Source organism: Prauserella rugosa (assembly GCF_000719975.1).
GTDB lineage: Bacteria > Actinomycetota > Actinomycetes > Mycobacteriales > Pseudonocardiaceae > Prauserella > Prauserella rugosa.
In genome coordinates this window covers 424434-443863 of record NZ_JOIJ01000002.1, presented here as the reverse complement: position 1 = coordinate 443863, position 19430 = coordinate 424434, and the positions used below count along the sequence as shown (strand labels likewise).

General features: G+C 71.6%; 19 protein-coding genes and 1 tRNA gene. 13 read left to right on the top strand and 7 right to left on the bottom strand.

Annotated features, from left to right (window positions below; translation table 11 throughout):
* Positions 1-21 precede the first annotated feature (21 nt).
* The gene (locus IF64_RS0104630; RefSeq protein WP_048807903.1) at positions 22-501 is read right to left on the bottom strand and encodes a Fur family transcriptional regulator; all 480 of its coding nucleotides are present in this window, start codon (positions 499-501) and stop codon (positions 22-24) included.
* Complete coding sequence (locus IF64_RS0104625; RefSeq protein ID WP_084705644.1) at positions 498-959, bottom strand: ArsR/SmtB family transcription factor; 462 nt, start codon at positions 957-959, stop codon at positions 498-500. The genes IF64_RS0104630 and IF64_RS0104625 overlap by 4 nt, the downstream gene beginning before the upstream one ends.
* 325 nt (positions 960-1284) lie before the next feature.
* On the opposite strand from IF64_RS0104625, the gene IF64_RS0104620 reads away from it, so the two are divergent.
* From IF64_RS0104620 to IF64_RS0104600, 5 genes are read left to right on the top strand one after another with little or no spacing between them, the layout of a single operon-like run.
* Positions 1285-2670: a glycine--tRNA ligase gene (locus IF64_RS0104620; protein ID WP_030530740.1), complete on the top strand. Its 1386-nt coding sequence runs from the start codon at positions 1285-1287 to the stop codon at positions 2668-2670.
* Between the two features lie 18 nt (positions 2671-2688).
* Positions 2689-3294, top strand: coding sequence for a YdcF family protein (locus tag IF64_RS0104615; RefSeq protein WP_030530739.1), 606 nt, complete (start codon positions 2689-2691; stop codon positions 3292-3294).
* Positions 3295-3316: 22 nt separating this feature from the next.
* Positions 3317-4615, top strand: coding sequence for a deoxyguanosinetriphosphate triphosphohydrolase (locus IF64_RS0104610; protein ID WP_030530738.1), 1299 nt, complete (start codon positions 3317-3319; stop codon positions 4613-4615).
* Between the two features lie 28 nt (positions 4616-4643).
* Entirely contained in the window at positions 4644-5762 is a 1119-nt protein-coding gene (locus IF64_RS0104605) for a serpin family protein (RefSeq protein WP_030530737.1), read from the top strand.
* Positions 5759-7540: a hypothetical protein gene (locus IF64_RS0104600; RefSeq protein ID WP_051757465.1), complete on the top strand. Its 1782-nt coding sequence runs from the start codon at positions 5759-5761 to the stop codon at positions 7538-7540. Before IF64_RS0104605 ends, IF64_RS0104600 begins: the two co-directional genes overlap by 4 nt.
* Positions 7541-7580: 40 nt before the next feature.
* Here the strand turns inward: IF64_RS0104600 and IF64_RS0104595 are convergent, their stop codons facing one another.
* Complete coding sequence (locus IF64_RS0104595) at positions 7581-8570, bottom strand: sigma-70 family RNA polymerase sigma factor (protein WP_084705643.1); 990 nt, start codon at positions 8568-8570, stop codon at positions 7581-7583.
* 52 nt (positions 8571-8622) lie between these two features.
* On the opposite strand from IF64_RS0104595, the gene dnaG reads away from it, so the two are divergent.
* From dnaG to IF64_RS0104580, 3 genes are all read left to right on the top strand, one after another.
* Positions 8623-10533: a DNA primase gene (gene dnaG / locus IF64_RS0104590; RefSeq protein ID WP_030530734.1), complete on the top strand. Its 1911-nt coding sequence runs from the start codon at positions 8623-8625 to the stop codon at positions 10531-10533.
* A gap of 5 nt (positions 10534-10538) precedes the next feature.
* On the top strand, positions 10539-11057 hold the full coding sequence (locus IF64_RS0104585; RefSeq protein ID WP_145600738.1) for a hypothetical protein: 519 nt from the start codon (positions 10539-10541) through the stop codon (positions 11055-11057).
* 92 nt (positions 11058-11149) lie between these two features.
* On the top strand, positions 11150-11929 hold the full coding sequence (locus tag IF64_RS0104580; protein ID WP_030530732.1) for a trans-aconitate 2-methyltransferase: 780 nt from the start codon (positions 11150-11152) through the stop codon (positions 11927-11929).
* 7 nt (positions 11930-11936) lie between these two features.
* On the opposite strand, the gene IF64_RS0104575 is transcribed toward IF64_RS0104580, so the two are convergent.
* A complete protein-coding gene (locus tag IF64_RS0104575; RefSeq protein WP_036875709.1) occupies positions 11937-12137 on the bottom strand; it encodes a hypothetical protein in 201 nt (66 codons plus the stop codon).
* A 199-nt stretch (positions 12138-12336) separates the two neighbouring features.
* Between IF64_RS0104575 and IF64_RS0104570 the strand changes: the two genes are divergently transcribed.
* Positions 12337-12409: transfer RNA gene (locus IF64_RS0104570), tRNA-Asn, on the top strand.
* A gap of 163 nt (positions 12410-12572) precedes the next feature.
* Here IF64_RS0104570 and IF64_RS0104565 read toward each other — a convergent pair.
* Positions 12573-13139 carry a hypothetical protein gene (locus IF64_RS0104565; protein WP_030530730.1) on the bottom strand — a complete coding sequence of 189 codons (567 nt, stop codon included), beginning with the start codon at positions 13137-13139 and terminating at the stop codon, positions 12573-12575.
* Between the two features lie 123 nt (positions 13140-13262).
* Here IF64_RS0104565 and IF64_RS0104560 point away from each other — a divergent pair, with 123 nt between their 5' ends.
* Positions 13263-13718, top strand: a complete 456-nt coding sequence (locus IF64_RS0104560) for a hypothetical protein (protein WP_051757464.1) — start codon at positions 13263-13265, stop codon at positions 13716-13718.
* Here IF64_RS0104560 and IF64_RS0104555 read toward each other — a convergent pair.
* Positions 13705-13986, bottom strand: a complete 282-nt coding sequence (locus IF64_RS0104555) for a hypothetical protein (protein ID WP_030530728.1) — start codon at positions 13984-13986, stop codon at positions 13705-13707. The two genes, IF64_RS0104560 and IF64_RS0104555, sit on opposite strands and share 14 nt — an antisense overlap.
* 182 nt (positions 13987-14168) lie before the next feature.
* On the opposite strand from IF64_RS0104555, the gene IF64_RS0104550 reads away from it, so the two are divergent.
* Together IF64_RS0104550 and IF64_RS0104545 are read left to right on the top strand one after the other, a co-directional pair.
* On the top strand, positions 14169-14705 hold the full coding sequence (locus IF64_RS0104550; RefSeq protein WP_030530727.1) for a 2Fe-2S iron-sulfur cluster-binding protein: 537 nt from the start codon (positions 14169-14171) through the stop codon (positions 14703-14705).
* A complete protein-coding gene (locus tag IF64_RS0104545) occupies positions 14702-16795 on the top strand; it encodes a xanthine dehydrogenase family protein molybdopterin-binding subunit (RefSeq protein WP_030530726.1) in 2094 nt (697 codons plus the stop codon). Before IF64_RS0104550 ends, IF64_RS0104545 begins: the two co-directional genes overlap by 4 nt.
* Positions 16796-16932: 137 nt before the next feature.
* Here the strand turns inward: IF64_RS0104545 and IF64_RS0104540 are convergent, their stop codons facing one another.
* Positions 16933-17925 (bottom strand): FAD binding domain-containing protein, encoded by a 993-nt coding sequence (locus IF64_RS0104540; protein WP_030530725.1) that lies wholly within the window; start codon positions 17923-17925, stop codon positions 16933-16935.
* 208 nt (positions 17926-18133) lie between these two features.
* Here IF64_RS0104540 and IF64_RS25175 point away from each other — a divergent pair, with 208 nt between their 5' ends.
* Positions 18134-19423 carry a cation:proton antiporter domain-containing protein gene (locus tag IF64_RS25175; RefSeq protein ID WP_211252524.1) on the top strand — a complete coding sequence of 430 codons (1290 nt, stop codon included), beginning with the start codon at positions 18134-18136 and terminating at the stop codon, positions 19421-19423.
* Positions 19424-19430 lie beyond the last annotated feature (7 nt).

Here is a 19430-nt window from a genome sequence, read left to right as displayed (position 1 = left end):
CCCCGTCCGGGACGAGGAGGGTCAGCCGTTCCGCGCGGCGGTGCAGGTCGCGCAGGTGCCCATGATCTCGATCATGTGGCTGATGTCGGAGAAGCCGTTGCCGTCGGCGATCTTCTGCGCCCACCGTTCGACCGCGGGCCCCTCGACCTCCACGGTGTAGCCGCAGCTGCGGCACACCAGGTGGTGGTGATGGTGCTCGGAGCAACGCCGGTACAGCGCCTCACCGGAGTCGGTGCGCAGCACGTCGATCTCGTCGGCCTCGCTGAGCGACTGCAGCGTGCGATACACCGTCGTCAGCCCGATGCCCTCGCCGCGCCTGCGCAGCTCGTCGTGCAGTTCCTGGGCGGACCGGAAGTCGTCGACCTCCGCCAGCAGCTCGACGACCGCGGCACGCTGCCGCGTGGCCCTGCGCCCCGGCAGCGGCGCCTTCGTGTTCGCCGCCGAGGTCCCGGCCGCCGTTCCGGCCGAGGTCTCCGCCGAGGTGCCCGTGGACGTGCTCATCGCTTCGCCTCCTCCTGCACGTGTGCGACCGCGTCGACCACGATATGTGCCAGGTGGTCGTCGACCAGCCGGTAGGCCACCTCCCGGCCGCGGCGCTGACCGTGTACGACGCCCGCGGACTTGAGCACCCGCAGGTGCTGGCTGATGAGCGGCTGGGCGACGTCGAGCGCGTCGACGAGTTCGTGCACGCAGCGGTCCCCGTCGCGCAACTGCAGCACGATCGCGATGCGCACGGGCGCCGCCAGCGCCCTGAGCAGTTCCCCCGCGTCGGCGAGCGCGGCCTGCGACGGTGGCGGTGTCAGGGGCGCGTCGGTGCCCGCCGAGTGGTCGTGCGGCTGCGGGGCGTCGCCCGCTCCGGTGATGTCGGCGGTGATGTCGCCCTCCTCGGTGACTGGGAAGCCTGCCGGCTCCGCGGGTGTGGCGTTCGCGGGTGTGGCCGCCGGTCTCGCGATCGCCATGTCGACTGCTCCAGCCTGCGCTCGCCGTGTGCCGGCACACGGACCACTGTGCTCATACCGGGTGTGTCCTCGTCCGGCCCCTGCCTGCAACGGCCTCGGCCCACGAGTCCCGGCGGGGCCGGGTCGGATCCCCGCCGTCCTACCATTCTAGGCCGTCCCCGGGCCGTCGCCGCCCGCGCTTGCCGTGGTCAGGCCGAAACGCTGATCAGCGTCCCGCCCCTCGGTCGCGGCTCGGGCGGGCGGCGCTAGTCTGGTGTCTCACATCTTCCATCGAACGACCCTTTTCCATCGAACCACCACTGCGATAGTTCCCACGGAGCGTGGAGTGCCCGCCAACACCATCGAGACCGTCGTCAACCTCTGCAAGCGTCGTGGCTTCGTCTTCCCCTCGGGAGAGATCTACGGCGGTACCCGGTCGGCGTGGGACTACGGACCGCTCGGCGTCGAGCTGAAGGACAACATCAAGCGCCAGTGGTGGAAGACCATGGTGCAGAGCAGGGACGACGTGGTCGGGATCGACTCCTCGGTGATCCTGCCGCGGCAGGTGTGGGAGGCCTCCGGTCACGTGAGTGCGTTCCACGACCCGCTCGTCGAGTCGCTGTCGAGCCACAAGCGCTACCGCGCCGACCACCTGATCGAGGCGTACGAGGCCAAGCACGGCCACCCGCCGGAGAACGGTCTCGCCGACGTGCCCGACCCCGAGACCGGTGTCGTCGGGCAGTGGACCGAGCCGCGCGAGTTCAACATGATGCTGAAGACCTACCTCGGCCCGGTCGAGTCCGAGGAGGGGCTGCACTACCTGCGCCCGGAGACCGCGCAGGGCATCTTCGTGAACTTCCTGAACGTGCAGACGACGGCGCGGAAGAAGCCACCGTTCGGCATCGGCCAGATCGGCAAGTCGTTCCGCAACGAGATCACGCCGGGCAACTTCATCTTCCGCACGCGCGAGTTCGAGCAGATGGAGATGGAGTTCTTCGTCGAGCCCGGCGAGGACGAGCCGTGGCACGAGTACTGGATCGAACAGCGCAAGGCCTGGTACGTCGACCTCGGCATCCGGGAGGACAACCTGCGGCTGTACGAGCACCCCAAGGACAAGCTGTCGCACTACTCGAAGCGCACGGTCGACATCGAGTACCGCTTCCGGTTCTCGGCGTCCCAGGAGTGGGGTGAGCTCGAAGGCATCGCCAACCGGACGGACTTCGACCTCACCACGCACTCCAACCACTCGGGCGTCGACCTGTCGTACTTCGACCAGGCCGGGGGGCAGCGGTACCGGCCGTTCGTGATCGAGCCCGCGGCGGGTGTCGGCAGGCCGATGATGGCGTTCCTGCTCGACGCGTTCACCGAGGACGAGGTGCCGAACGCCAAGGGCGGTGTCGACAAGCGCACGGTGCTCAAGCTCGACCCGCGGTTGGCGCCGTACAAGGTCGCGGTGTTGCCGCTGTCGCGTAACTCCGACCTCACGCCCAAGGCCAAGGACATCGCGGCGATGCTGCGCAAGCACTGGAACGTCGACTTCGACGACGCCCAGTCCATCGGCAAGCGTTACCGGCGGCAGGAGGAGATCGGCACGCCGTTCTGCGTGACCGTCGACTTCGACACCCTCGACGACCAGGCCGTGACGGTGCGCGAGCGCGACACGATGGACCAGGAGCGCATCGCCATCGACAAGCTGGAGTCGTATCTGGCCGCCCGCCTCATCGGCTGCTGAGGGCCGACTGCCGTGGGTGTGACGCGGTGGATCCGCCGCGCCGTCGCCGGGGTCGTGCTCATCGCGGTCGTGCTGGTCGCCGGCACCGCGCTGCGGGTGTGGCACGTGGCGCGGGCCGACGAACGGCAGCCGGCGGACGCGATCGTGGTGCTGGGCGCCGCTCAGTACAACGGCACGCCGTCGAAGGTGTTCGCCTATCGGCTCGCCCAGGCCAAGGAGCTCTACGACGAAGGGGTCGCCCCGCGCATCGTCACCACGGGTGGCCGGGCGCAGGGCGACGCCTACAGCGAGGCCGAGGCGGGCACGGGCTGGCTGACCGAGAACGGCGTTCCGGACTCGGACACGGTCACGGTGCCGGAGGGCAACGACACGTTGCTGTCGCTCGAGGCCGTCGCGCGGGAGGCGGATCGGCAGGGCTGGGAGAGCGCGGTGATCGTCAGCGACCCGTGGCACTCGCTGCGGGCCAGGACGATGCTCGAGGACGCGGGGGTCGAGTCGTGGACCTCGCCCACGCACTCCGGGCCGATCGTGCAGACCAGGGGTACGCAGGCGTGGTACATCACGCGGGAGACCGCGGCGTTGCTCTACTACCACCTGCTCGGCGCGGACAGCGTGCGGTCGTGATCGGGTTCGTAGACTGACGCGGGTGTCGTACACCGAGCATGATCGCGCCCGGCCGAGTCCCGAACCGGCCAAGGACGGTGCGCTGCACGGCGCCCGCGTGGACACCCGGACACCGTTCGCCCGCGACCGCGCGCGGGTGCTGCACTCCGCGGCGCTGCGCAGACTCGCCGGCAAGACGCAGGTCGTCGGCCCCGGTGAGGGCGCCGAGGTCAGCGGTGTGCCGCGCACCCGGCTGACGCATTCGCTCGAGGTGGCGCAGATCGGCAGGGGCATCGCCGAGGATCTCGGCGCCGATCCCGACATCGTCGACACCGCGGGGCTGGCCCACGACATCGGCCATCCGCCGTTCGGGCACAACGGCGAGCAGGCACTGAACGAGGTGGCGCAGGCCTGCGGCGGCTTCGAGGGCAACGCGCAGACTCTGCGGATCCTCACCCGGCTCGAACCGAAGGTCCTCGCCACGACCGCGTCCGGGGAGGACACCGGTGAGGCCGCGAGCACCCTCGGCCTGAACCTCACGCGGGCCAGTCTCGACGCGGCCACCAAGTACCCGTGGCCGCGCAGGCCCGGAACCCCGAAGTTCGGCGTCTACGCCGACGACCTCGAAGTCTTCACGTGGATGCGCGAGGGCGCCGACGGTGAGCGCTGCTGCCTCGAGGCGCAGATCATGGACTGGGCCGACGACGTGGCCTACTCGGTGCACGACGTCGAGGACGGCGTGCGGGCGGGCCGGATCTCGCTGGCCGTGCTGGCCGACGAGACCGAGCGCACGGCCGTGGCGCAGCTCGCGGCGAAGCACTTCACCGCCGAACCGGTGTCGGTGGTGGAGGAGGCGGCCGCCGGACTGCTCACGTTGCCGGGTGTGGCGGACCTGGCCCGGCGGGACTACGACTCGACCCTCGAGGCGCAGGTCGCGCTCAAACGGCTGACGAGCGTGCTGGTCGGCCGCTACGCCTCGGCCGCGGCGACCGAGACCCGTGCCGTGCACGGCGATCGGCCGCTCGTGCGGTACGAGGCCGATCTGCACGTCCCGGCGCGGGTGCGGGCGGAGGTGGCGCTGCTGAAGGCGCTGGCCGTGCGGTACGTGATGAGCGACCGGCGCAGGCTCGCGATGCAGGAGGGCCAGCGCCAGCTGCTCGTCGAGCTGGTCGACCTGCTGGCCGCCCGCGCCCCGGAGGCGCTCGAACCGGTGTACGCGCACGTGTGGCGCAGGGCGCAGGACGACGCGGCACGCCTGCGGGTGGTGATCGACCAGGTCGCGACCCTCACCGATGCGCAGGCCCATGCGTGGCACGCCTGGCACACGGGGCGCCACGCGTAGCTCACACCGATGACGATACGGTCACAGAATGTCTGCCAGGACGGATTCGGCGGAGTCGGCACACCTGCGGTTCGCGCTCGCCGTGCACCGTGCGACGGCAGGGGAGTCCGACGCGTGCGTGTCGCCCTACTCGGCGGCGAGCGCGCTCGGACTGGTGACGGATGCGGCGAGAGGCGAGACCGCCGACGAGGTGGCCGCGTTGCTGGCCGGGCCGGAGTCGACCCCCGCCGAGCAGGCCGAGCTGCTGGCGGCGGCCGCGACGCTCGAGGCCAGGCAGGGTCGCGAGGAACCGGTGCTGGCGGTGTCGAACACCCTGTGGGCGTGGGACGGGCTACCGCTCGTCGACGGCTACTCCGGCACGCTCGCCCGGTGGCCCTCGGGCACCGTCGCGCAGGCTCCGTTCGTCGACGACCCGGACGGTGCCCGGTCGGCCATCAACGCCGACGTCGCGGCGACGACACGTGAGCTCATCCCGGAACTGCTGCCCCCGCGGTCGATCACGGCCGACACCGTCGCCACGCTGGTGAACGCGCTGTACCTGCGCGTGCCGTGGCGGCATCCGTTCCCCGAGGACGACACCGCCGACGGCGACTTCCACACCCCCGACGGCCCGATGCCGGTGCCGATGATGCGCCAGACGGCGCGCTTCGGCTACGCCGAGGCCGAAGGGTGGACCGCGGTGTCCGTGCCCGCGGAGGGCGGCGTCGAGGCCCTCGTCCTGCTGCCGGACCGCAGACTCGCCGACGCCGAGTCCACGATGGACGAACACGTGCTGGGCTCACTGCTGGACCGGATGGGTCCCCAGCAGGTGCGGCTGACCATGCCCCGTGTCTCGCTCGACGTCCCCGGCGCGTTGGGCGGCGCGCTGCGCGGTCTCGGGGTACGGCGGATGTTCACCCCGCAGGCCGATTTCGGTGCCCTCACCGACGATCCGCGGCTGTGCGTGTCGGAGGTGCTGCACCAGGCGGTGCTGCGGCTCGACGAGAGCGGTCTCGAGGGTGCGGCGGCCACCGCGGCGACGATGCGCCTGGTGTCGATGCCGACGCAGGAGCCCGTCGTGGTCGACGTCAACCGTCCGTTCCTGCTCCTGGTGCGCCACGCGGCCAGCGGGGCGGTCTACTTCCTGGCGCGAGTGGTCACGCCGTGAGTTCCGCTCTGCAGGCCGCGCCGGGTTCCGGGGCGCGGCCGGATGCTCGCGTGCGCGCACGGATCGTCGATGCCGTGGTCGTGGTCGGTTTCGTCGCCGCGGGATTCCTGCTGTACCGCGACCTGTGGCAGAACCTCGACTCGGGTTACCTGGCCTACGCCGGTCAGGACCAGAACATGTGGGAGTGGTTCTTCGCCGTCACGGCGGAGAACGTGCTCACCCTGTCCAACCCGTTGCACACGGATCTGCAGAACTTTCCGCTCGGCGTCAACCTCATGGCCAACACGGCCATGCTGGGATTCGGCGTCCCGCTGACGCCCGTGACCGTCCTGTTCGGACCGACCGTCACGTGGGCGCTCACGTTGACCGGCGGCATCGCGGCGACGGCGAGCACCTGGTACTGGGTGCTGTCCCGGTACGTCGTCGCGAGCCGGGGCGCGGCGGTGATCGGCGCGGCGACCGCGGGTTTCGCTCCGCCGATCGTCTCGCACGCCAACGCGCACCCGAACTTCGTCGTCCTGTTCGTGGTGCCGCTGTTGGTGCACCGGCTGCTGTTGCTGGCCCGTGGTGAGCGGCCCGTGTTCCACGGGGTGATCCTCGGCCTGCTGGCGGCGTACCAGGTCTTCGTCGGCGAGGAGCCGCTGCTGATCACCGCCGTGACGATGGTGGTGTTCGCGTTCGTCTACGCGTTGTCCCGGCCGTGCGAGGTCGGCGCGATGGTGCGGCCGCTCGGCACGGGGATGGCGGTGGGCGCCGCGGTGGCGGCGGCGGTGGTGGCCGTGCCGTTGTGGTGGCAGTTCGCCGGCCCGCAGAGCTACCGGGGCATCGAGCACGGCTTCAACGGCAACGACGTCGGCGCGTTCGGGGCGTACGCGTCGAACTCCCTCGCGGGGTCGGAGGAGTCCGCGGTGGAGCTCTCGCTCAACCGCACCGAGGAGAACGCCTTCTTCGGCTGGCCGCTGGTCGTGGTGCTCACCGCCGCGACCGTGGCGCTGTGGCGCGTGGCCGCCGCGCGGGCCGTCGCGGTGGCGATGTTCGTGCTCGCCTGGGTGTCGATGGGCGTGGTGCTCGTCGTGCACGGCGAGGGCACCGCGATTCCCGGGCCGTGGATGCTGCTGCACGACGTGCCGCTGCTCGACGCGGTCCTGGAGTCGCGCTTCGCGCTGGCGTGCGCGCCCCTGGCCGGCATCCTGCTGGCGATGGCGACCGACCGCGTGCTGCGACTGCCGTGGCAGCGGGAGTGGCGGTACCTCGCGCAGGTGAGCTGGGCGGGCGCGCTGATCGTGGCGCTCGTGCCGATCATGCCGACGAGCCTGCCGGTGGGGGAGCGCGCCGACGTTCCGGACTTCTTCGCCTCGGGCCAGTGGAAACACCACGTGCGCGAGGGCCGCGCCGTCACGATCGTGCCGTTGCCCGACACGGGCTACGCCGATCCGCTGCACTGGCAGGTCGATCAGGACCTGGAGTTCCCGCTGTCCGAGGGCTACTTCGTCGGTCCCGGCGACGACGGCAAGGGCATCTACGGTGCGCAGCGGACCCCGACCTCGGCGCTGCTCGAGGAGGTCGACGAGAGCGGGATGCCGGCAGGCGTCGGCAGGGCCGAACAGCAGCAGGCGATCGAGGACCTGCGCTTCTGGCGTACCGACGTCGTGGCGTTGAGCGAGGACCACCCCAACGCCGAGCCGTTGCGGGTCACCGTCGAGCGACTGCTGGGTGAACGCGGCCAGCGGTTCGGCGACATGTGGATCTGGGACGCCCGCGCACTCACCGCGGGCTGACGGGCTCCGGCTACCCGCAGGCCGGAGCCGGCCGGCGGGGTCAGGGCGAGGGCAGCTCGGGCAGCCGGGTGAGCTTGTCCGGATTCACCTGGTCGTAGATGGCGACGACCCGGCCGTCGCGAACCGCGACCGTCTGGACGTGGGTGTCCAGGTCGCGGTAGCCGTCCCCGCCGGGCATCGGCGGCACGTAGACGCCGAGTTCGCCGTTGACCAGCACCGGCCGGGCCGTCGCGAAGGCGCCCGGCCGGTAGGTCGTGAGCAGGCCGGCGAACAGCCGCGCGATCGTGTCGGCGCCGGACATCACCCGGCGCGCGGTCCTGGCCCTGCCGTCCGAGTCGCCGACGAGCACGACGTCCGGATGGAGGATCCGTGCGACGGCGGAGACGTCCCCCGCCGCCATGGCGGTCAGCAGGGCCTCCAGCACCCGGCGGCGTTCCTCCGGAGCGGTGCGCGGCGGCGGGTCGGCCTCGCGCACGGCGCGCCTCCCACGCGAGGCGTACTGCCGGGCCGCGGCGGTGCTGCACCCGAGCAGGGCGGCGACGTCGGAGAACGGCACGTCGAAGGCGTCGTGCAGCACGAACGCCACACGTTGTTCCGGCGGCAGCACGTCCAGCACCACCATCGCCGCCATCCGGGCCCCGTCGTCGGCGACCACCGACGCCAGTGGATCGGGAGGGCCGTGATCACCGAGGGGCGTGACGATCGGTTCGGGTAGCCACGGCCCGACGTACCGTTCCCGGCGCGCCCGCGCCGAGCGCAGGCGGTCGAGGCACAGCCGCCCGACGACGGTGGTCAGCCACGCACGCAGGTCGCGCACGGCCGCACGCTGCTCGGCATCGAGTGCGGCGAGCCGCAGCCACGCCTCCTGCACGGCGTCCTCGGCGTCGGCGAGCGAGCCGGTCAGCCGGTATCCGACACCGATCAGGTGGGAGCGTTCGTGCTCGAAGCGTTGCCCGAGCGGATCGTCGCCGGCGCCGCCGCGGTCGGACGGTTCGGCGTGGTCCCGGGCCTGCGCGGGCGTGTCGGCCATGAGGCGAGTATGCCCGCTCGGGGGCGCTCGACGCCTGGCCTAAAGTGGAGACGTGGCGGGACGGATCCGGGACAGCGACATCGCACAGGTACGCGAGCGCAATCGGATCGACGACGTCGTCGGGGAGTACGTGGCGCTGCGCCGCGCCGGTGGCGGCGCGCTCAAGGGCCTGTGCCCGTTCCACGAGGAGAAGACCCCGTCGCTGAACGTGCGGGCCACGCACGGCACCTTCCACTGCTTCGGCTGCGGCGAGGGCGGCGACGTCATCAAGTTCATCATGCAGATCGAGCACCTCCCGTTCGTGGAGGCGGTCGAGCGGCTCGCCGACCGGATCGGCCTGCAGCTGACCTACGAGGGCGGCGGGCGGGACGTCCGCAGGGAGAATCGCGGCACCCGGCTGCGGCTGGTGGAGGTGCACAAGGCCGCGCAGGCGTTCTACGCCGAGCAGCTGGCCGGTCCCGAGGCCGAGGCGGCCCGCACGTTCCTCAAGGAGCGCGGCTTCGACCAGGCGGCGGCCGCGAAGTTCGGCTGCGGGTTCGCCCCCGGCGGCTGGGACAAGCTCACCAAGCATCTGCTGAACAACGGTTTCGAACTCGGCGAGCTGTACAAGGCGCAGATCTCCAAGGAAGGGCGCAACGGGCCGATCGACCGGTTCCACCGGCGGCTGGTGTGGCCGATCAAGGACCGCGGGGGAGACGTCGTCGGCTTCGGGGCCCGCAGGCTCTTCGACGACGACCCGATCCAGGCCAAGTACCTGAACACCAGCGAGAGCCCGATCTACAAGAAGTCGCAGGTGCTGTTCGGGCTCGACCTGGCCAAGCGGGAGATCGCGAAGCGGCACCAGGTGGTGGTCGTCGAGGGCTACACCGACGTCATGGCGATGCACGAGGCGGGTGTGCCGACCGCGGTGGCCTCGTCCGGCACGGCGTTCGGCGAGGACCACATGCGGGTGCTGCGCCAGCTGATGATGGACGACGACGCGTTCCGCGGCGAGGTCATCTTCACCTTCGACGGCGACTCGGCCGGGCAGAAGGCGGCGTTGAAGGCGTTCGAGGGCGACCAGACGTTCGCGGGCCAGACCTACATCGCCATCGCCCCCGAGGGGATGGACCCGTGCGAGCTGCGCCTGGCCAAGGGCGACGCCGCGGTGCGCGACCTGGTGGCCAGGCGGATTCCGCTGTTCGAGTTCGCCATCCGCAGCCTGCTCGCCGACTACGACCTCGACTCGGTCGACGGCCAGGTGGCGGCGTTGCAGCGCACGGTGCCGCTCGTCGCACAGATCAAGGACCGCGCGAAGCGGGACGGCTACGCGACGAAGCTCGCGTGGTGGACCGGCTGGCAGGACGAGGCGATGGTCGTGCGGCGGGTGCGCGAGAGCGCCGGCGCCCCGGTGAAGGCAGGCGGCCGGCGTCCCGCGCCGCGGGCCGAGGCGGGTGGATCGTCCGAGGGCCCCTCCGGGGAACAGGCCGTGCCGCGGCCGCATCCGCGTGACCCCGAGCGCGTGGCACAGCGTGAGGTGCTCAAGGCCGCGCTGCAGGAGCCGGCGCTGGCTGGCCCGCAGTACGACGCGTTGCCCGAGGACGCCTTCACCCATCCCGCCTACGTCGCGGTCCACAAGGCACTGCTCGCGGCGGGCGGTACGGCGTCGGGACTGTCGGGTCCGGCGCTGCTGGAGGCCGCCTCGCAGCACGCCACCCAACCCGGCGTCGCCTCGCTGCTGTCGGAACTGGCGGTGGAGTCGTTCCAGTCGGTGAGCGAACCCGACACCCGCTACGTCCAGTCGATGCTCTCGGCCGTTCAGGAGAACCTGGTGGCGCGGCAGATCGGCGAACTCAAGTCCCGGCTGCAGCGACTGTCCCCTGTGGACGCCGCCGACGAGTACCGCGAGCTGTTCGGCGACCTGGTCGCCCTCGAGGAGTACCGCAAGGCGCTCAAGGAGCAGGCCTCGGGCGGGGTCGAGTGATGGTGGTGCGGTGGTGGCGCAGGCTCGTCGGCCCGGCGGTGCCGGAGGACCTCCGCCCGGTGTTGGAGGACGGGGAGGAGGTCGTCGCGGCGGCGCCGGCCGCCGACGGCCACGTCGCGGTCACCCGGCTCGGCCTGTGGCTGCCGGGGCAGGACGGACCGCGCCGCATCGGCTGGCATCTGGTCAGCAAGGCGGCGTGGTCCGACGGTGTCCTCACGGTGGTCGAGGCGGTGGAGGCCGAGGACCTCGACGGTGCCGTCCTACTGCGCGATCTGCCTGCCGTACGCCTGTCGGTGCCCCGTGCGGGCCGGTTGCCCGAACTGGTGCGCAGGCGGGTCGAAGGAGCCATCAGGGCCCGGCACCGCAAGGACCTGCCCGGCGGCGGGGGAGCGTGGTTCGTGCTGCGGAAGGTCCCCGGCACGGACGGTCTGGTGCTGCAGGCGCGGCCCGACGCAGGCACCGACGTCGAGACGGTGCGTGCCATGGCGCGGGAGGCCGCCCGGACGCTGTCGGGGGACGGCTGACTCGGGCGGCCTGCCTGCACGAGGACACCTGACCTCGAACGGTTAACCGTACGGTTGTACGGTGACGGATCCTTGCCGTACGGTCGTACGGTATGTGGGATCCGACGACCTATCTGACCTACGGCGACCTGCGCGCACGCCCGTTCCACGAGTTGGTCGCGCGGGTGCGGGCCGAGGCGCCGCGCCGCGTCGTCGACGTGGGATGCGGGCCGGGGAACCTCACCCGGACGGTGGCGCAGCGGTGGCCGCAGGCCACGGTGGAGGCCTTCGACTCCTCGCCCGAGATGGTCGAGAAGGCGCGCGCCGCCGGGCTGGAGGCCGAGGTCCTCGACGCGCGGGAGTGGACGCCGTGGGCCGACACGGACGTGGTGATCAGCAACGCCACGCTGCAGTGGATCCCCGAGCACCGCGAGCTGCTCCGGCGCTGGGCCGGTCAGCTGCCCGCGGGAGCGTGGCTGGCGATGCAGGTACCCGGCAACTTCGACGCCCCGTCGCACGTGCTGGCGCGCGAGCTCGCGGCGAGTGACCGGTGGCGGACACGGTTGGGCGGCGCCGCGCCGCTGGGTGGGCCGGACACGGTGTCCGGCGCCGCCGAGTACGCCGATCTGCTGGCCGACGAGGGGTGTTCGGTGGAGGCGTGGGAGACCACGTACGTCCAGCCGATGGACGGTCCCGGCGCTGTGCTGGAGTGGATCACCGGTACGGCACTGCGGCCGGTCAGGGCGGCGCTCGGCGACGCCGACTGGGAGGAGTTCCGCGGCGAGCTCGGCGAGCGGCTCGCGGAGGCCTACCCGGCGCGCGCGGACGGGACGACGTGGTTCCCGTTCCGCCGCGTGTTCGTCGTCGCCCGAACGCCGCGACCCACGCTGTGACCCGGCCTCAGCCCTGGGGTGACCGCCCGAACGGCACGCGTTCGCCCACCTTCTCGCCGAGCTTGGCACGGGCGATCCCCGCCGCGCCCTGCACGGCCGGGTGGTCGGCGACCTTGCGGTAGGTCCGCACGATCTGCTCGTACCTGGCATGGCCGGCGCGAGCACCCAGAACGTAGCCGACGGCCGCGCCCAGCAGGAACTTGCTCATGATGGGTGAGCCTCCTCGTGGCTGTTTCACTGAAGAGGCCATTCTCCACTGCGCAGGTCCGCGCCGGGCCGGTACCCGGGCTGTGCCCGCCGCGCACGTGCGGCCGGAGGCGGGTGGGTACCCCCGTGTCACGCCCGGATCGGCATGGTCTACAGTTAATACCCGTCGGACAGCGGAGATCCGGCGGACAACAGAACATTCCCCCATAGCTCAACTGGCAGAGCATTCGGCTGTTAACCGGAGGGTTGTTGGTTCGAATCCAACTGGGGGAGCGCAAGCCCAGGTCGCAGACCTGGGCTTTTGTTGTGTCCGCCCTCAGGCATCGTGTTGCCACGGTGTCGTGCCGGCCGCGGCGGGGTGTGGTCGCGGGGGCCGCGGCTGAGGTGTGGTCGTGGCGCCCGGCCGAGCTCGGCCGTCACTCGCCGAACTCGGCCGTCACGAGCCACCGCCGGTCTCGCCCTCCCGCTGAGCGCGTTCGAGGTCCTCATCGGACAGTACACGCGTGTCCGGATCGCCGTGGGAACTGCTCGGCCCGAAGGCCAGACCGTCCATGTACGGCGTCGGGTTGCCCCGCCGCACGTCGAGGAACTCGCGGGCGTAGTGCTCCCGCGCGTCGTCGACCGTGCGCCTGCCCGTGACGAGATCGTGCGCCAGGTTCAGGGCCAGGAAGTTCGCCTGCTCGTCGTGGCACCGCGCGGAGACCTCGCCGATCGTGCGGTCGACCACGACACTGCCGTCGAACCGCGCAAGGGTGTCCACCTTGTCCACCGGCACGTCGTAGTCCAGGAAGGACTCCACGGAATCGATGTGCGGCACGGGAAACCGGTGTTCGTGGAACTCCCTCGAGGCCTCGATGCGCTTCCACGGCCCGACGTCGAACCAGCGCAGCAGCGTCGGCGTGGTCTCGTGGGGCCGTCCGTAGGTGTCGATGACGAGTTCGGCGGCCTCCTTCGACTCGTCGGGCCAGTTCTCGAGCACCGCGGCGCCGTCGGTCGCGTTCATGAGCGAAACTCCCTTCGCGGGGCTGGAATGTGGGTTGGTGCGCCCCGGGTACCTCCGGCGTCGGCGCGGCCAACCCGGTCCGACGCGATTTCGCCGATGCCGACCAGGGCAAGCCGACGGGACATGCGAAACCGACATCGGCAGCACACCCCCGCGGCCGCGGCCGTGCGCGGCGCGGTCGCCGCGATGAGCATGAGCGGCATGCGCGAACTCACCGTCCGGGCGGGCCTGGTGGAGGCGACCCCGCCGGAGATGATCAGCGACGAGCACGCCCCCGAGGCCGTCCGCCGCCTGCCGCGCCGCGGCCGGGACGTGCTGGTCGTGCTGGCGCACTGGGCCTACGGCGCCACCGGCGGAGTCGTGTTCGACCGCCTCCCGGCCCGCATCCGTGACCGCCTCTGGGCTGGTCCCGCGTACGGGGTGCTGTTGTGGCTCGGGTTCGAGTTCGTCGTCGTCCCGGTGGGCGGTCTGCGGTTCCGGCAGGCCGCAGCCGTGGGCCAGCGGCTCGCCTTCGCCGCCGACCACCTGCTCTACGGCGCGGTCCTGCAGGGCGGCCTCCGCGGTGTCAGTCGTCGCTGACGACCTTGAAGAACGTGCTCCCGCCGCCGTCGGCGCGGGTGTTCTGATAGACCAGCGCAAGCCCTTCCTTGTCGAACTTGTCGAACCAGTCGTCCCACGAGATGTACTCCAGCTCGTCCTCCCCGGCGCCGCCGGGAAAGTCGAACCGCAGAACCCCGGCGGCCTCCGACCCTTCGGTGCCGCGCACCGAGGCGGGAACCCCGCCGTTGGACTCCACCCACCGCCGGATCTCGTCGTGATCCCTCGTCGTGTGCGTCTCCGGTGTCATCGCATGGTCTCCTCTGCTCGCATCCGGTCACGGCAGGCCGGCGTGACGTCGCGCGCCGGCTCGCCGCCCGCCGTACCCGGAACGTCGCCGCCGACAAACCCGGTGTCCGAACTGGACGAATGGGACGCGCGGCGGCGGCCGGCACGTTTCCGCTGCCCGGTTCACGGGTACGTGCCCGGACCATGGAGGCCGACATCACGATCACCGTCGACGGTGAGCCGCATCGGCTCGTCACGGACACCCGAACGACACTGCTCGACGCCCTGCGCGACCGGCTGGGCGTGTTCTCCCCGAAGAAGGGCTGTGACCACGGCCAGTGCGGCACGTGCACGGTGCTGCTGGACGGGCGGAGAGTCACGACCTGCCTGGCGCTGGCCGTCGCCCACGACGGCGCCCACGTCACCACCAGTGCCGGCCTGGCGTCCGACGACCGTGGGCAGGCGCTTCACCAGGCGTTCCTCGACCACGACGGGTTCCAGTGCGGTTACTGCACGCCCGGTCAGATCTGCTCGGCCGCGGGCATGCTGGACGAGGCCGAGGCCGGCTGGGCCAGCGCCGCCACCGAGGACGTGCGCAGCGAGCCCACCCTCGACGACGCGGAGATCTCCGAACGGATGAGTGGCAACCTGTGCCGGTGCGGGGCCTACGCGGGCATCGTCACGGCGATCCGCGAGGTCGCGGGCACCGGTGACGGCCACGGTGAGGCGGCCCGCCGATGACCCGCTCGATCGAACGCACCGTCGCCGTCGGCGAGGACACCGAACGGGTCGACGGACGCGCCAAGGTCGCCGGGCGCGCGCCGTACGCCTACGAGCATGCGGTCGAGCGTCCGCTGTACGCTCACCCGATCCAGGCCACGATCGCCGCTGGCCGGGTCCGCGACATGGTGACCGAGCGTGCGCTCGCGCTCGAGGGTGTCCAGGCGGTGCTGACGCCGGACAACGCTCCGCGCCTGCGCACCGGCCAGGACGCGGAGTTGGAGATCCTTCAGGACAGCGGGGTCGCGTTCCGCGGCCAGCTCATCGGCTGCGTCGTGGCCGACACCCCGGAGATCGCGCGGCACGCCGCCGACCTGGTGGAGGTCGACTACGAGCGCGCGGAGCACGACGTGGCCTTCCCCAGGGAGCGTTCCGGCCTGTACCGCCCCGACGTGGTCAACCCCAGTTACGAGACCGACACCGACGACGGCGACGTCGGCACCGCACTGGCGAGCGCCGAGGTGCGGCTCGACGCCGAGTACCGGACGGCCCGCAACCACAACAACCCGCTCGAGCCGCACACGACCGTGGCCGTGTGGGACGCCGACGGTCTGACGCTGCACGACTCGACGCAGGGCGTGCACTCCATGCGGAGTGTCGTGGCCGGGTTGTTCGACCTGGAGGAGTCGCAGATCCGGGTGCTCGCCCCCTATGTCGGCGGCGGGTTCGGATCGAAGGGCACGGCCCACGCCCACGTCGTGCTCGCCGCGCTGGCGGCGAAGCGCATGGCGGGCAGGCCGGTCAAACTCGCCCTCACCCGTCAGCAGATGTTCACCCTCACCGGATACCGAACCCCGACCGTGCAGCGGATCGCACTGGGCGCGGATCGTGACGGCCGGATCGACGCCCTCGTCGTGGACGTGGAGGAACAGACCTCCCGGATCAAGGAGTTCGCCGAGCAGACCGGCGTGCCCTCCCGCACGATGTATGCCGCACCGAACCGCCGCACCAGCCACCGGCTGGCGGCACTCGACGTCCCGGTGCCGTCGTGGATGCGCGCGCCCGGGGTGTGCCCCGGCATGTTCGGCCCCGAGGTCGCGATGGACGAGCTCGCGGAGCGTTGCGGCCTCGATCCCATCGAACTGCGTCTGCGCAACGAACCGGAACGCGATCCCGAGACCGGCAAGCCGTACTCGAGTCGCAACCTCGCCGAATGCCTGCGGGTTGGCGCACGCCGTTTCGGGTGGGAGAACCGGCCCGCCGCGCCCCGGCAGACGCGGAAGGGGGAGTGGTGGATCGGCACGGGGGTGGCGTCGTCGACCTATCCGGTGCACCACTCGCCCGGTTCCGCGGCGCGCATCGAACGCGGTACGGACGGGCGCTACCACGTGAGCATCGGCGCCGTGGACATCGGCACGGGTGCCTGGACGGTGCTCGGGCAGATCGCGGCCGATGCGCTCGGCGTACCGGCCGAGGACGTCGTCGTCACGGTCGGCGACACGAACCTGCCGTTCGCCTCGGTGGCAGGCGGCTCGTCGGGCACGGCGAACTGGGGGTCGGCGGTCGTGGCCGCGGCACAGGGATTCCGCGCGCGGTTCGGCGACGACGATCCGCCCGCCGGGTCCGAGCACACCGAGGCCGCGCCGGAGAACCCGGACACCGAGCGGTTCGCCATGCACGCGTTCGGTGCGCAGTTCGCGGAGGTGCACGTCAGTGCCGACACCGGTGAGATCCGCGTGCCCCGCCTGCTCGGCGTGTTCGCCGCGGGCCGGATCGTCAATCCGCGCCTGGGCCGTTCGCAGTTCCTCGGCGGCATGACCATGGGGTTGTCGATGGCCCTGCACGAGGACGGTGTGATGGACGAGCGGCTCGGCATGGTGGTCAACCACGACCTCGCCGAGTACCACGTCGCCACGAACGCCGACGTGCCGTCGGTGGCGGCGGAGTGGCTCGACGAGCACGACCCGCACGTGAACGCCATGGGCACCAAGGGGATCGGCGAGATCGGCATCGTCGGCACGGCGGCGGCGATCGCGAACGCCGCCTATCACGCGACCGGCGTTCGGGTGCGGGAACTTCCCGTGACCGCCGACCGCTTCCTGACCGGCTGACCGCCACCGCACCGGCTGAACGCTGGACCCGCCGGACGCTTCCGCACCGGCTGAACGCCGGGCGGTGCGGCCGGCTCCCGCGGACAAGGACCTCGCGGCAGGAGGCCTTATCCGCGGCCCGCCTTATCCGGCCCGTCCTATCCGCGGCCCTCGGCGAGGCGCCGGACGGTGGCGGTGAGGGCGCCGCGGGCCATGGGCACCTTGAACCCGTTGCCCTCCAACGGTTCCGCGTCGGCCAGTTCGACGTCGGCGGCGCGGGCGACGCGTTCGTCGGTGGCGGGGCCGCCGCGCAACGCGTCCTCCGCGCGGCGCGCACGCCACGGCTTGTGGGCGAGACCGCCGAAGGCGATCCGGGCGTCGCGGACGGTGCCGTCGCCGTCGAGGTCGACGGCAGCGGCCACCGACACGAGAGCGAAGGCGTACGACGCGCGGTCGCGCACCTTGCGGTAGGCCGAATTGGCCGCGAACGGCAGCGGAGGCAGTTCGACGGCGGTGATGAGCTCGCCGTGCTCGAGCACCGTGTCGCGGTCCGGTTCGTCGCCGGGCAGGCGGTGCAGTTCGGCGGCGGGCACGCGTCGCGCGCCGTCCGGGCCGTGTACGTGGACGGTCGCATCGAGCGCCACCATCGCCACCGCCATGTCGGACGGATGTGTGGCGATGCAGTGCCGGGACGCGCCGAGGATCGCGTGGTAGCGCTGATACCCCTCGAGCGCCGAGCATCCGGACCCGGGTTCCCGTTTGTTGCAGGGAGTGGTGACGTCCTGGAAGTACGGGCAGCGGGTGCGCTGGAGCAGGTTGCCGCCGACCGTGGCCAGGTTGCGCAGCTGGCCGGACGCACCGGACAGCAACGCCTCGGCGAGCACCGGATAACGGGCGCGGACGTCGGGGTGGGCCGCGGTGTCACTGTTGCGTGCCGTGGCGCCGATGTGCAGACCGCCGTCGGCGGTCGCGGTGATGTCGTCCAGCGGCAGCCGGGTCACGTCGACGAGGTGTTCCGGCGTGGTGACACCGAGTTTGAGGTGGTCCACGAGGTTCGTACCGCCGCCCAGGAACGAGGCGGCCGGGTTCCGTGCCACGGTGTCCACCGCGGTCGCGACGTCGTCGGCACGTCGGTACTCGAACGGGATCACAGGCGGCTTCCTTTCGGTGGCGGCCCTCCGGTGTGCCGCGCGCGGGCGTCACCGCCTGGCGTTCCCTGCCGCCGACGGCCCTAAACGGTGCGCCCACCGGCGCCGGGCTCGGGGCACATCGTGCATATCGGTGATCGGGTGCGGATCGGACTGGGTAAGCTCCTGCGCCGGCTGGGGAGTGAGGCGTATTCATGGACATCGCAGCTTCATGGACATCGGAGCGATCTATCTGGTGGCGGCCCTCGCGGCGGGCGGGCTCGCACTGGCGGTCAAGCTGCCGCCGTTGGCCGGTTTCCTCGTGGCCGGGTTCGGCCTGAACGCGGCAGGTGTCGAGCAGATGCCCGGTCTGCAGACGTTGGCCGACCTGGGCGTGACCCTGTTGCTGTTCGGCATCGGCCTCAAACTCGATCTGCGGTCGTTGGTGAAGGCGCGGGTGTGGGCCACCGCGGTGGCCCACATGGGCTTCAGCGTGCTCGTCGCCCTCGCCATGCTGGTGGCGATCGCGCCGCTCGGCTTCGCCGTGGTCTCCGGCGCCGACGTCGGTGAGCTGGCGGTGGTCGCGCTCGCGTTGTCGTTCTCGTCGACGGTGTTCGTGGTGAAGGTGCTCGACGAACGCCGCGACAACCAGACGCTCTACGGGCGGATCGCCATCGGTGTGCTGATCATGCAGGACATCGTCGCGGTCGTCGTCCTGACCGTGTCGAAGGGCAAGGTGCCCTCGCCGTGGGCGGTGGCCCTCGTGCTCGTCGTGCCCGGTGCGTGGCTCGCGCGGCGGGTGTGGGACCGGATCGACTCGGTGGAACTGGCCGCGCTGTTCGGCCTGACGATGGCGTTGGTGCCCGGATACGTGCTGTTCGAGGCGGTGGGCCTCAAGGGCGATCTGGGGGCCCTCGTGCTCGGTGCCCTGCTCGCCGGACATCGCAGGGCGGGTGAGCTCTCGCGCATGCTGGTGACCGGCAAGGAGGTGCTGCTGGTCGCCTTCTTCCTCAGCATCGGCCTCACCGGCACCCCCACGTGGGAGGCACTCGGCGTCGCCGCTCTGCTCGCCCTCCTGATCCCGGTGAAGAGCGCGGCCTTCTTCGGTCTGTTGTGGATGATGCGGCTGCGGTACCGCACGTCGGCGCTCGCCGGACTGGCGTTGGGTAACTACTCGGAGTTCGCGCTCATCGTCGCCGCGGTGGTGGCCGCCTCGGGCGTGGTCTCGCCGGACTGGGTCGTGGTGCTCGCCCTGGCGGTGGCGATGAGCTTCCTGCTGTCGGCGGTGCTCAACCGGCTGACGCCCCGCATCGAGGAGTGGGTGAACCGCGCCCTGCCCGCACAGGATCCGGACCGCATCACCCCGGACGACCGCCCGATCGACCTCGGCGACGCCGACACGCTCGTGCTCGGCATGGGCCGCGTGGGCCAGGCCACGGTCGAACGACTGCACGAGGCGCACGGCCGCCGCGCCGTCGGCGTCGAGCACGACAGCGGACGCGTCGAGCAGCTGCGCGCCTAGGGCTTCC